Source organism: Gallaecimonas xiamenensis 3-C-1, assembly GCF_000299915.1.
Classification (GTDB): domain Bacteria; phylum Pseudomonadota; class Gammaproteobacteria; order Enterobacterales; family Gallaecimonadaceae; genus Gallaecimonas; species Gallaecimonas xiamenensis.
Genome location: NZ_AMRI01000015.1, coordinates 1 through 12,842 on the forward strand (window position 1 = coordinate 1; position 12,842 = coordinate 12,842).

11 protein-coding genes are annotated in these 12,842 nt (G+C 60.5%); 2 read left to right on the plus strand and 9 right to left on the minus strand.

The annotated features are described in order from the left end of the window. Nucleotides 1-523: 523 nt before the first annotated feature. Nucleotides 524-817, plus strand: a complete 294-nt coding sequence (locus tag B3C1_RS11335) for a hypothetical protein (protein WP_008484935.1) — start codon at nucleotides 524-526, stop codon at nucleotides 815-817. Between the two features lie 8 nt (nucleotides 818-825). Here the strand turns inward: B3C1_RS11335 and B3C1_RS20190 are convergent, their stop codons facing one another. Together B3C1_RS20190 and B3C1_RS19415 are read right to left on the minus strand one after the other, a co-directional pair. Further along, complete coding sequence (locus B3C1_RS20190) at nucleotides 826-1,353, minus strand: hypothetical protein (protein ID WP_156804532.1); 528 nt, start codon at nucleotides 1,351-1,353, stop codon at nucleotides 826-828. A 234-nt stretch (nucleotides 1,354-1,587) separates the two neighbouring features. Continuing rightward, on the minus strand, nucleotides 1,588-2,505 hold the full coding sequence (locus tag B3C1_RS19415) for an aldo/keto reductase (RefSeq protein WP_008484936.1): 918 nt from the start codon (nucleotides 2,503-2,505) through the stop codon (nucleotides 1,588-1,590). Nucleotides 2,506-2,572: 67 nt separating this feature from the next. Between B3C1_RS19415 and B3C1_RS11345 the strand changes: the two genes are divergently transcribed. Then, nucleotides 2,573-3,202, plus strand: a complete 630-nt coding sequence (locus tag B3C1_RS11345; RefSeq protein ID WP_008484937.1) for a TetR/AcrR family transcriptional regulator — start codon at nucleotides 2,573-2,575, stop codon at nucleotides 3,200-3,202. Between the two features lie 4 nt (nucleotides 3,203-3,206). Here the strand turns inward: B3C1_RS11345 and B3C1_RS11350 are convergent, their stop codons facing one another. The 7 genes from B3C1_RS11350 to B3C1_RS11380 form a co-directional block, all read right to left on the minus strand. Beyond that, complete coding sequence (locus B3C1_RS11350) at nucleotides 3,207-6,260, minus strand: efflux RND transporter permease subunit (RefSeq protein WP_008484938.1); 3,054 nt, start codon at nucleotides 6,258-6,260, stop codon at nucleotides 3,207-3,209. Next, the gene (locus B3C1_RS11355; RefSeq protein WP_008484939.1) at nucleotides 6,257-7,333 is read right to left on the minus strand and encodes an efflux RND transporter periplasmic adaptor subunit; all 1,077 of its coding nucleotides are present in this window, start codon (nucleotides 7,331-7,333) and stop codon (nucleotides 6,257-6,259) included. The genes B3C1_RS11350 and B3C1_RS11355 overlap by 4 nt, the downstream gene beginning before the upstream one ends. Nucleotides 7,334-7,491: 158 nt before the next feature. Beyond that, entirely contained in the window at nucleotides 7,492-8,607 is a 1,116-nt protein-coding gene (locus tag B3C1_RS11360) for an ABC transporter permease (RefSeq protein ID WP_008484940.1), read from the minus strand. Continuing rightward, complete coding sequence (locus B3C1_RS11365; protein ID WP_008484941.1) at nucleotides 8,597-9,517, minus strand: ABC transporter ATP-binding protein; 921 nt, start codon at nucleotides 9,515-9,517, stop codon at nucleotides 8,597-8,599. The genes B3C1_RS11360 and B3C1_RS11365 overlap by 11 nt, the downstream gene beginning before the upstream one ends. Beyond that, the gene (locus tag B3C1_RS20750; RefSeq protein WP_008484942.1) at nucleotides 9,514-10,449 is read right to left on the minus strand and encodes an HlyD family secretion protein; all 936 of its coding nucleotides are present in this window, start codon (nucleotides 10,447-10,449) and stop codon (nucleotides 9,514-9,516) included. Before B3C1_RS20750 ends, B3C1_RS11365 begins: the two co-directional genes overlap by 4 nt. Then, a complete protein-coding gene (locus tag B3C1_RS11375) occupies nucleotides 10,446-11,087 on the minus strand; it encodes a TetR/AcrR family transcriptional regulator (protein WP_008484943.1) in 642 nt (213 codons plus the stop codon). Before B3C1_RS11375 ends, B3C1_RS20750 begins: the two co-directional genes overlap by 4 nt. 139 nt (nucleotides 11,088-11,226) lie before the next feature. After that, on the minus strand, nucleotides 11,227-12,795 hold the full coding sequence (locus B3C1_RS11380; protein WP_008484944.1) for an esterase-like activity of phytase family protein: 1,569 nt from the start codon (nucleotides 12,793-12,795) through the stop codon (nucleotides 11,227-11,229). Nucleotides 12,796-12,842 lie beyond the last annotated feature (47 nt).

Here is a 12,842-nt window from a genome sequence, read left to right on the forward strand (position 1 = left end):
ATACCCGCACCGAAGAGCGCCACCAAAGCGCCCAACACAAGGCCCTGGATCGGCTGCAAGGAGTAGGGGACTGATGGCATAAGTGCCTTAGAAGACGGTACTTCATTGCGCTGTATAGGGCGCAGTCGTAGCGAATAAGGCTGCGGCTGTGGTGACGGCGGTTCTTGTTTGCCTGCACCCATCACGGCCCCGCCATAAAAGAAACCCGATCACCGTTTTTGGTATCCGAGTCTAAGCGGTTTTGGACGATAAATGGCACTCTACATTGGTGCCGATAACGTGATTTATCGGCATTTGCACACATAAACAGTCGAGATAAAGGAGAACCAACTGAGGATGGACAAGGACTCGTATTAGTTCCGAGTTGGAAAAAGTAAAATTTATTTTTTCTATTTATATCAGATGGCTGACACATTAAATGTGAATCAGTCAACTGTTATTTCAATTATTAGAAAAGACTAATTTGCATGCTAGGTATGTGCCATGTAAGCTATTGGTGAAATTGAAAAAATAGGGTGGGTAGATGCTATATAGAGTTGAGATAAAGTTCAAAAAACAGGATGACTCCATATCCGATAGTCTAAAAGAAATGCTGGAGCTAATAGGAGGGAAAGCTATTTCAGGCACTGAGTTAACAGTTGAAACGGAATATAGAAAGATAGCACTTTCAGATAAAGAAGAGTCAAATGGAAATAAGGACTCGTATGAAACTGAACTTTACAACATGCTTTGGTTCAATCTTAACGTAGACGACCGGTTCTCTATATATAAGAAGACCGAGGGTGTGGATGAATTCACACTTGTTCTTCCAAATTAAAAAGCCAATTATTTCGGCTTTTTAATAAATGGAAAACTGAAATTAAACTTTCGCATCATTTTCTCAGATAAAAAGTCATGAACACCACCAGAGTAGCCGAGTAACCTTAACTCAATCTCTACGCAGTCTTTATAAATTTTTGTCTTTTCATCTGGACTCATTTGAGAGTATAAGTCCGATGATTTAATTTCATCTAAATTAAATTTTTCTCGCACATCAATGAAAACGTTATCAACATACTTTCTTACCGATTCATCATTAAAGAAAAATGATGATTTATGTGCCTCTATTTGTAGTTGAGTTAATTCTGAGACACGACCTTTATCATTCGAAGTGCCGATGTTAATAGCAGTTATCAAGCATGGATATAGATTAGCCTTGTAAGGAAGTTGGCTCAGGTAAACTTGCTTCCTTGATATATGAATGGCAAAAACAGAAATGATAAGAGGAAAAACTCCCGTGCAAAATTGATATAAATAATCGAACATAGATGATTGTTCGCTAGGAAATGACAAAATAATAGGCTCAGGAATCATAGAGTTATAGCTCCGTTAAGTAATAGGGCCATAATACTTCTTCACACTCTAACAGGGTAGTGTGCGTTTGGTTCTCCCTGTAGCTTAGGAAGCCCCGAAGCCCCACAGTGAGGAATATACATAACTGCGCATAATGTATATTATGTTAAATGCGATATGGGTAAACCCGAGACCTTAGACCCGCACCTTTCCTTTGGCTACTCAGGCTTCCCCTGCCTTTTCTCTTGTTTGGTATCACGGACCTGATGGCGAAGCGGTGCTTTCCTCTATGGCGCCAGGTTCCGCCTCGGCGCCGCTGTTGTCCATCCTTCCCGGGAACAAGCCCAGCTCTTGCTGGTAGCCGGCGTCCAGTACCGGTAACACTTTGGCCCCGGCCAGTGTCGGCGCTGCCTTGGCAAGAAAAGCGGCCAGCACGGCGGCGCGGCCTTTAAACACCAAGGCGATCCCCAAGGTTTGGCACAAGGCCAACAGCCGTGGGTCCAGCACCACGTCGGCGCTGTGGCCCAGCTGCCATTGCACCGCCGATACCTTCAGTACCGCCTGGGTGCGGCGCAGCTGGTCAAGGCTGGGGGCGCAAAGGCCAAAGGCCGCTACCTTGCCGGCCTGCACCAGGTCGGCGACGGCGCCCGCCACCTTTTCCATGGGGACTTTGGGGTCCTGCTGCTCTTGGTACAAAAGGTCCAGGCGGTTGATGCCCAGGCGGGTCAAGGAGGCTTCCACCACCCCCTGGATATGGTCCGGGCCGCTGTCGGGCCCGGCCAGGCTGCCGTCCTGGCGGATGCGATAGCCAAATTTGGTGGCGATATGGACCCGCTGCCTGACCTTGGCCAGGGCTTCCCCCAGCAGCACTTCCTGGTGAAATGGCCCCTCGGCTTCGGCGGTTTCGAAATAACGCACCCCCAGGCTATAGGCCCGGCGGATAAGGCGTAGTTTATCGTCCCTGGAACCGGCCAAGGCCAAGGTGCCCAGGCCCAGCTGTTTAAGGCTGGGCTGGCAAGGGCAATGGCTAAGGGCCGGCAAGGGCCCTTTGGGGGTATAGATCCCCTGCCCTGGCGCCGCCACCAGGCTTGGCCACCGGGGCGGCGCAACAGCCTGTTCAACCACCGGGCCGGTGCAAAGCACCGGCTGATACTGGTAACCTTGGCTATTCACGGTGCCAACTCCTTTTGTAAAATCCCAAGGCCGGCCGGCCCTTTGGCAATAAACGGATACCCAGCGAATGACCACAGCAAGCAAAACCCCTGCTGCGCCCAAGGCCCGCCGTGGCCGCCCCCAGGGCGACCATGAGGCCCGCAAGAAGGCGGTATTGGCAGCGGCTTTTACCGTGATTGCCGAAGAAGGCTACGCCAGCGTCTCCCTTCGCAAGGTGGCCGCCCAGATGGGGGGCACTACCGGCACCGTCACCTATTACTTTGCCAACAAGGAAGAGCTGCTGGCGGCCTTGGCCAATGATCTGTATGCCCAGTACGACCACCTTATTCAGATGCCGGATGACGCCCCGGTAGACCTGGACGCCCTGGCAAGCAACTGGCTGACCTGGAACTACGACCATTCCCCTGATCTTTGGCGGGTGATAGTGCAGCTGCTGGCCTACGCTCCCCAGGAACCGGCCTTTGCGTCCCTGGTGCAACAATGGACCCACCATTTCCTTGACGCCTTTACCGCCTTGCTGGCCCGTGGCCAGCAAGAAGGAGTGGTGCGCAAGGATATTGAGGCTAGCCTGCTGGCCGATCAGTTCAGCGCCATGGGTGACGGCCTGGTGATGCTGATGGCCACCGATCCCAAGCGTTTTGACCCCGAGCGCCTGCGGGCCCTGACCGCGGCCGCCATTGCCCTGCTCAAGCCCTGAGCGGCTAGCCTTTGGCCCCATGGCCACCCTCCTCTACCGGCGCCTGGTAGGCAATGGCGTAAAACACCGGCAACACCACCATGGTCAGCAAGGTTGCGAACAATAGGCCGCCGATAATGGTGGTGGCCATGGACGCGAAAAAGACGTCAAAGATCAGTGGGATCATGCCAAGGGCCGTGGTCAGGGCGGCCATGGCCACCGGCCGCAAGCGGCTCACTCCCGAGTCCAGGATGGCGTTATAAAGCCCTTTGCCTTCCTGCTGCTCGAGATTGATCTGGTCCACCAGCACTATGGCGTTCTTGATGAGCATGCCCATCAGGCTTAAAAAGCCCAGCAAGGCCATAAAGCCGAAGGGTTGGCCGGTGGCCAGCAGGCCGGCGGTGACGCCAATCACTGCCAAAGGCACGCACAGCCAGATCACCAGGGGCTGGCGCAGGGAATTGAACATCATTATGGTGATAAGGATCATCGCCACCACAAAGGTGGGAATGGTGCCGGCCAGGCCCGCTTCGGCCTTTTGGGCCGCCTCATACTCGCCGCCCCAGGCCAGGCTGTAGCCGGCGGGCAGCGCTATGGCCTCTACCTGGGGTTTGACCCTGGCCAGCAGCGCGCTGGCGCTGCCGGTTTTGGGGTCGGCCAGCACCGTGATGGTGGGTTTGCGGTCGCGGCGCAAAATCAGCTCGTCTTCAAAGACGGTGTCAAAAGACGGCACCACCTGGCGCAGCGGTATCATCTGCTGGGCCACCGGGCTCCAGATCTGCAAGTTGGCCAGGCTGTCGATGTTGTGGCGGGCATGTTGGTCGGCCCGCACCATGATCGGCAGCAGCAGATCCTGTTCCCGGTAGATGCCCGCCGTTACCCCCTGAAAACCTTCCTGCATGGCCTGGGCCACCATGGGCCTGGTAATGCCGTTGAGGTTGGCCTGCTCTTCGGCCAGGTTGGCCCGCACCACTTTGACCTTCTGACGCCAGTCGCTGCGCACCGCCTTGGCGTCCGGGTCTTGCTGGAAAATGTCCTGCACCTGGTCGGCCAGGCGGCGAAGCTCGTGGCTGTCGGGGCCGCTCAGGCGCGCCTGCACCTTGCCGGACACCCCGGTGCCCAGCTCAAAAGGCGAGGCAAAGACCAGGGCATCGGGGAAGCGGCGGGTCAGGTCCTCCTCCACCTTGGGCAAGAGCCCGGCAATCTTTTGATGATCGTCCACGCTCACCAGGAACTGGCCGTAGGCGCTGTTGGGTTGCTGGGGCTGGAAGGTCAGCAGGAACCTCAGCGGCCCTTCACCCAGGGTGCTGGACACATGGGTAACACCGGGCTGGGCCAGCAGGTATTGTTCTATCTGGCCGGCGTCTTCGCGGGTTTTGTCGATGTGGGTGCCTTGGGGCAACCAATAGTCCACCATAAACTGGGGCCGGGTGGCGCTTGGGAAAAAGCTCTGCTCCACAAAGCTAAAACCCCAAACGGCGATGGCAAAGAGGCCGCCGACGGTGGCGCAGCTAAGGTAGCGGTGGCGGATGCAGCGGCGCAGCAGGCCCCGGTAACCTTGATAAAAGGCGCCCTGGTAGGGATCGCCCGCGTCGCCTTTGGGGGCTTTTAGGAACATCACGCACAGCAGCGGCGTCACCGTGACTGCCGTCACCCAGCTCAGCAGCAGTGACACCATCACCACTTGGAACAGGGAGCGGCAATACTCGCCGGTGTCGTCGTTGGAAGTGCCGATGGCGGCAAAGGCCAGGATGGCTATCAAGGTGGCCCCCAGCAGCGGCCAGGCCGACTGCTTGACCACGGTGGCGGCGGCCTGTTCGGCACTTTCCCCTTTTTGCATCCGCACCAGCACCCCGTCCACCACCACTATGGCGTTGTCCACCAGCATGCCAAGGGCAATGATAAGGGCGCCCAGGGACACCCGTTCCAGGGCCACCCCCATGGGGTCAAGAAACAAGAAGGAGCCGGCTATGGTCAGCACCAGCACAAAGCCGATAAGCAGGCCGCTGCGCATCCCCATAAATAGCAGCAGCACCGCCACCACAATAACCACCGCCTCGACCAGGCTGCTGACAAATCCGGCAATGGCTTGGGTAACCGCCTCCGATTGCAAGGATACCATGCCAAACTCGATGCCAAGGGGCCGTTCGCTTTCCAGTTCATGGAGGCGGGCCATGACCGCCTGGCCCATGGTCACCACGTTGCCGCCGGGCTGGGTGGCGATACCCAGGCCAATGCCGCTCTTGCCGTCAAAGCGGATCTCGGCGCTGGACGGCTCCACATAGCCGCGCCGTACCGTGGCGACGTCGCGCAGCAAAAACTGGCGGCCGTCGCTGCCGCTAACCAGCAAAGAGGCCACGTCCGCCACCGACTGCAGGGCGCCGGAGGGGGTCAGGGTCACGAAGGCGTCCCCTACCCTGGCCCGGCCGGCGTCGGCGGCCAGACCTTTTTGGTTCAAGGCATCAAGCAGGCTTGCCGGGGCTATGCCCAGTTGCGACAAGCGGTCACGGTTGAACTCCACAAAGAGGGCTTCCTGGCGCTCGCCAAAGGTGCTGACCTTGCCCACGTCCTTGACCAGCAGCAGCTCCTTTTGCAGGGCGTCCACATAGCCTTTGAGTTCGGCGTAGCTAAAGCCATCACCGGTGACCACCATGAAAATACTGTAAACGTCACCGTAATCGTCCAGCACCATTGACGGGCCAGCACCGGGGGGCAATTGCCCCTGGGCGTCACGGATCTTGCTGCGCAGCTTGTCCCAGACCTGGGGCAGGCTGTCTTTGCCGTAACTGTCCTTGATGGTAACGGTCAGGGTAGACAGGCCCCGCTCGGACTTGGAGGTAACCCTGTGCAGCTCCCCCAGTTGCTGGACGGCCTTTTCCAGCTTTTCGGTGACCTCTTGCTCCACCTCCTGGGCCGAGGCGCCGCCGTAGGGGGTGATCACCAGGGCGTCCTTGATGGTAAATTCCGGGTCTTCCAGGCGGCTCATCTTGTTGTAGACCAGCAGCCCCGCCACCAGCATGACCAGGGTCAGTACCAGGGTGACCACCCTGTTATTGATGGACCAAGTGGCGATGTTCATGGGCGGCTCTCCAAGGGGCGGACCGCCGTGCCTTCACTGAGGCTGTGGATACCGGAAATGGCGATACGCTGGCCGGTGGCCAGGCCGCTGAGCACCCTTAGGCGGTCGCCGCTGGGCTCACCCAAGGTCACCGGGCAGCGATGGGCCAGGCCTTTATCTATGCACCAGACATAGGGGTTACCCTCGGGGCCGGCGACCACGGCGTTGGCCGGTACCCAAAAGCCCTGGCCCTGTTGGGCCGCCGGGGCATGGTAGGCCACGTGGCCGGTCATTCCGGGGCTGATGGCGAGACTCTTAGGGGGCGTAAAGCGCACCTTGACCATAAAGGTGCGGGTGACCGGGTCGGCCACAGTGCTAAAGGCCGACAGCCTGGCCGGGATCGGCTTATCCGGCAAGGCGCTCAGCACCACGCTTATCCCTTGGCGGGCGGCGGCCTGGTCGGCCGAATCCAGGGGGCTTTCCTTTATCCAATCGCTTTCCGGCACCGCCACCCGCATTTCCAGCTCATTGTCGCTTTGCACCAGCAGTACCGGCTGCTTGGCCTGCACGTTGGCAAAGTCTTCCACCAGTTTGCGAGCCACTCGGCCGGCAAAAGGGGCCCGCAGCTGGGTGTCTTCCAAGGCCTTTTCGGCCTGGCGCAGGCCGGCTTCGGTTACCTCGAGGGCACGCTTGGCGCTGTCCAGTTGCTGGGGCGTAATGGCCTTGGCGGCAAAGGCTTTCTGGTAACGGTCAAAGTCGCTCTTGGCGGCGTCCCGCTCGGCCAGGGCCCTGTCCCGCTGGGCCTGGTAGTCCCTGGGGTCGAGGCGGGCCAGCAAGGCGCCGGCCTTGACCCTTTGCCCTTCGGTAATGGCCAGCTGCACTACCCTGCCCGGCACTTCAAAGGCCAGTTGTGACTGCTTCACCGCCGACACGCTGCCGGGAAAGGTGAGGATGGGCCCCTGGCCCTGCTCCCCCAGGGTGAAGGTTTTGACCGGCCGCACCACAGGCGCGGGTGGCTCGGCCTCTGGCTGGCCACAGGCGACCAGCACCAGGGCCAGCGGCAAAGCGGTAAACAGGCGTGAATGGTTCCCCATGGGAGTCTCCGTGCTACTGCCAGGAGGCGCATCAGGCTCCCGACCAAATTAACAAAACGGTCGTTATGATAAATATAAATACGGGACCCAGGAAAGGCTTTTCACCATCGCCTTTGGGGCGCGGCCCGAAAGCCGCTGATAAGTTTTTGTTTTTGCTGTTAATCCAGGCGCTTTCGGAACTTCAAGGTGGCCACCATCAGGCCAAGGGCGGTAAAGCCCAGCAGCCATAGGGCGTCACCGTGCAGCTGGCTGACCTCGGCGTCTCGCAGCACCACAGCCCGGACCATGCGCATGTAATGGGTGGCGGGCAGGCCTTCGGCTATCCACTGGGCGGCCTTGGGCATGGCTTCATAGGGGAACATGAAACCCGACAGCAGGATGGAAGGCAGCAGCACAAAGACGGTCATCTGCATGGCCTGCAGCTGGGTTTTGGCCAGGGTTGAGATCACCAGGCCCAGGGTCAGGCTGGCGAAGATAAACAGCAAGGAAGCCAGGGCCAGGGAGTCCAGGCCGCCCCTGACCGGCACCCCGAACAGCCAATGGCCGGTGCCGAGGATAATGGCCACCTGGATAAAGCCCACCAGGATATAGGGGGCGATCTTACCCAGCATCAGCTCAAGGGGCCTGACCGGGGTGGTGATCAAAAACTCCATATTGCCCTGTTCCCGCTCCCGCACTATGGCGGCGGAGGTAAAGAGCACCATGGTCATGGTAAGGATCACCCCCAACAGCCCCGGCACTATGTTGACCACGGTGCGCTGCTCGGGGTTGAAGTACTGCACCAGCTCCAGGCTGGGGGCGGGCCTGGTAGCCGCCTGCCCTGTGACTTCCTCCAGTGGCATCTGCCGAAGGGCCTTGATGGCGGAGGCCACCAGGGTGTCGGAGCCGTCCACCAGCCACTGGCCAAGGGGCCTTGAAAAAGCGGTGCTCTGTTGCTGGTACTGTAATAGCCGCTGGCCAAAATCGGCAGGCAGATACAGCACAGCCTTGATGTCGCCTCGGGTCAGGGCGGCTTCGGCCTCGGTGGCACTGTAATAGCGTTTGTCAAAGTCCACCACCTGGGTGGCCTCCACCGCCTGGACCAGGGCGCGGCTGTAGCTGGTCTGGCTCATGTCCACCAGCCCGGCCGGCAGGTGGCGCACGTCGGTGTTGATGGCATAGCCAAACAGCATCAGCTGCACCAGGGGGATCATCACTATCATGCCGAAGGTGAGCCTGTCCCTGGCCAGCTGCTTGAGCTCCTTGATAAGGATGGCGCCTATCCTAAGCCACATGGCGGCCTCCGGTGCTGGTGACAAAGACGTCTTCCAGGCTGGGCCTGACTTCGGCCAGGGTTCGCTGCCCTACCCTGGGCTTGAGCCAGGCCAAAGGGTCGCCGATGTCCTGGCTGACCAGCACCCTGAGCCGGCTGCCGATTTGGGCCGCCGACAGCACCTGGGGCAACTCTTGCAGTTGCTGCTTTAACTGCCTTAGCCCTTCCCCTGCCACTTCCACCACCCTGGCGCCCATGGCCGCCATCAGCTGGCCCGGGGCGCCGTCGGCCTTTTTCTGGCCCTTTTCCATGATCGCCAGGCCATGGCAGCGCTCCGCCTCGTCCATGTAATGGGTGGACACCAGTATGGTGGTGCCCTGGGCACAGAGGTCGAACAGCCTTTCCCAAAATTCCCGGCGGTTTTGCGGGTCCACCGCCGAAGTGGGTTCGTCCAGGAACAACAGCTCCGGGCTGTGCAGGGTGACGGCGGCCAGGGCCAGGCGCTGCTTTTGGCCGCCGCTCATGGAGCCGGCCATCTGGCGGCGCTGGCCGGCCAGTTCATAAAGCCCCAGCAGTTCGTCGATGCGGCGCTTGGCCCTTTGGCCGGCCAGGCCATAGATCCGCGCCACAAAGGCCAGGTTTTCGTCGACGCTGAGATTGTCGTAGAGGGAGAACTTCTGGGTCATGTAGCCCATGCGGCGGCGCAGGGGCTCTTCGTTTCCGGCCAGGGGCTGGCCCAGCACCTGGATTTGGCCGCTGCTGGGGCGCAGCAGTCCGGTGAGCATGCGGATGGAGGTGGACTTGCCGCAGCCGTTGGGGCCGAGGAAGCCGTAGATGCTGCCCTTGGGAATGGCCAAGTCCAGCTGGTCGACAGCCACCAGGCTGCCAAAGCGGCGGGTCATGCCCTGGGTGTGGATGGCAAGGTCGGTCATGGCAGCACCACTTCCAGGCTAAGGCCGGTGGCAAGATCTGCCCCCTGTGGCCCAAGGTCGATGTCGGTCAGGTACATCAGGCGGCTGCGGTCACGCTCGTTAAGGGCGTAATAAGGGGTAAAGGCCGGTTCCCCGCGAATGCGCCGCACCGTGCCGTCCAGCAGCCCTTCGCTGCCGTCGATCCGGAGCTTAACCTGGCTGCCGGCCTGAAGCTTGCTAAGCTTGCTGGCCGGCAAGTAGGCCCGCACATAGGGCCTTGCCAGGGCCAGCAGGCTCACCAGTTGGCTGCCGGCATTGACCCTGTCCCCTTTGCGCCAAGGCAGCACATCCACCAGGGCCGCCTGGGCGGCCACCAGGGTCAAGTCTGCCAGGGCTTTTTCGGCCTGGGCCAGCTCGGCGCTGGCCGCCGCCACCTGGGCCTGGCCCTGGGCCAGCTGTTCGGCGCGGGTACCGTTATTGAGGGCCAGCAGCTGTTGCTGGGCCGAGTCCAGGCTGGCCCTGGCGCCATCGCGGGCGGCGGTGGCGCTGTCGAGATCTTGGGCGGTCAGCACCTTGTCGGCCACCAGGCGCCGGGTGCGCTGCCATTGGCGCTCGGCCTGCAACAGGCTGGCCTGGGCCCCGGCCACCCTAGCCTTGGCTTCGTCGATGTTTTCCTGGCGCGGCCCTTTGACCAATTCTGCCAAGGCCGCCTGGCTTTGGGCCAACCTGGCCTGGGCCGCGTCCCGCCTGGCCTTGGCGGCGGTGTCGTCAAGGCGCAGCAACACTTGCCCCGGCTGGACCCTGTCCCCTTCGGCCACCGCCACCTCGGCCACCAGTTCGGCGGCGGGGGCCACCAGGGTCAAGCGGTCGCGTTCGACGGTGCCGTAAATGGCGTCCGGCTCCTGGCTACAGCCTGCCAGGGCCAGCAACAGCACACTCAGCATAGCTTTCATCCGGCACGCTCCTGGGGCAGCAGCAGGCCCTTTTCCATCACCTGCACATTGTGGGCAATAAGATCGGTGAGTCCCTGGGGATTGAGGTCCACCCCGAACAGCCGCACCAGGGGTGTTGGCGCTATCAGGGGAAAGACCATCAGGCTGGCAAAGCTGAACTGGGCCAGCTGCGGCTCCACGTCGGGGCGCAGTCGCCCCGAGGCCATCAGGGCCTGGGTCAGCCACTGGCGCGACAGCTGCATGATCTCGCCAAAGAGCCCCATCACCACCTGGTGCAGGGCCGTGCCCTCTTCTTCCTGCAAGACCCGCAGCACCAGCCTGGGCAGGCCGGGGTTGGGCACCATGATGCTGTAGTAGGTCTGCATCAGGCTGGCCAAATCCAGGGGAAACTGGGGTTTGGGCTGCTGGCGAAAACGCGCCAGCACCGGCGCCAAGGTTTCTCGGAACATCTGTTCGAACAGGCCCAGCTTGCTGCCGAAGTAATAACGGATAAGGGCGGCGTCCACCCCCGCTTCCCGGGCCAACTGGCGGGTAGACACCTTGGCGAAGGATTGATGGCTAAAGCAATGCAAGGCGGCGGCAATGAGCCTGGCCCTGGCGTCAGAGTCCCCTTTGGGGCGGCCTGCAGCGACGGACACGGCGTACTCCTACAAATTCATCACATGATGAGTATGGTAGAAAGCAATGCCTTAGCTCGGCCAGGTGAAAAATTCCGCGTTTTCGCGGCGGTGGAGAAAAGGGGCAAAGAAAAAGCCGGCGGTGTGCCGGCTGTTGAGGTTATTCAAGGCCTAGGTTGAGGTCCTTGACGATATAGAGGGTGTTACCGTCGATGCGGGACTGGGCCTGGTCCAGGTATTTTTGCTCAAGGGCGCCGGCGGCGTCGGCCCAGAGGGCGAAGTCGTCGTCGTTCAGCACGCCGATACGGCTGTTGTCGATGACCCAGAGCCCTTCCATCTTGTCGTGGGGATAAGCCACCTCTGCCACCATGTCCACCAACAAGGTCTTGGCCACCGGCACTATGCCGGCATTGGCCAGGAGGTTCCAACCGGCGCTGCTGTCGTTGCCGGCCAGGTTGTCTTTGACCAGTTGCTCCAGGGTTTGGCCGCCAAGGGTCAGGCCCAGGGCGGGGTCTTGCAGCCGGTCTTGGGTGTTTTCGAGGCTTTCAAGGTTGGTAGCGCCACTGATGTCGATGGCGTAGATGTGCTTCATGGCGCCGGGGTTGTCCTTTAAGAAGGCGCCGTCCCGCTCAATCACCAAAAAGCGGCTGGCACTCAAGGCCTTGATGGCGCTGTTGGAATTTTGCAGTTTCTCCTGGCGATATAGGTATTGGCCAGTGGCACCGGTGTCGAGGTTGATGGTGACGATGCGGGTGAGATCGGTGCGGGTTTTGCCGGGGTTATCTAGGCTCGATTGCATGATCCCCACCAGGGTTTTCTGGTCCGGGGTGACGGTCAGCCCTTCCATGCCCCTGTTGGCCCAGCGGTGGGCAAACTCGGCGGGCAAATTGACGTCGTTGCGGCTGTCGGCACTGAAGGGGTTGATGCGGCCGATTTCCTTGCCGCTGGCATCAAAGTGCACCAGGTGCGGGCCGTATTCGTCGCTGACCCAGAAGCTGCCGTCCTTCATGGCCACCAGGCCTTCGGCGTCCAGGCCGTAGTCGTCGGTGCGGGTGGGGTTGGTGCTGGCGTCATAAGGCTGGGCTGGGTCGACCAGTATGGGGTTGCCGTCGGTGTCGTAGGGGATCTCATTGGTGCCCCCCAGTGCAGCGCTGTTGGGCAGGCCGCTGATGGGATTACCGGCGCGGTCTTTTAGCAGCAGGGTGCTTACCTGGCGCACCGTGCCTGAGGGCTGGATCTCAAAAAGGCCGATGCGCGGCGTGTAGTCCGGGGTGGGGAAAATCTTGCCGGCCCCCAGGCTGCCGGTGAAGCTGGTATTGGGGCCCCGGTCGGTCAGGGCGTAAAAGCGCAGGGGGTTGGCCGGGTCGGCGTCCATGTCGGAGCCGTAACCGCCGTTACGCAGCTCCAGGGTGGAGCCCGGCCTGGCGGCGTTGGCCAGATCGTTGCGCATCACCGAATAAGGCAGGGCCACGCCGCTTGTTGCAAAGTTGTCCGGGTTGCAGACATAGGAGGTGCTGGTAACCTCCCCCGGCTCCAAGGCGCCGTTGCCATTGCTGTCCAGGCCACTGTCTATTTGTACGCCCCCCAGCCAGCACTGGTCGTTGCCGGCGGCAAGGGGGGTCTGGTTGACCAGGCTGTTAAGGCCATTGCTGCCGTTGTCGCCGTCATCGCTACAGCCAGCCAAGGCCGCCAGTGTGGCCAGGGCCACTAGGGTGAAGGTCCTTTTCATCGTTGTTTTCCTGAAGGTTTAAGGCTCGCCACTGTAAGGGGCCAATG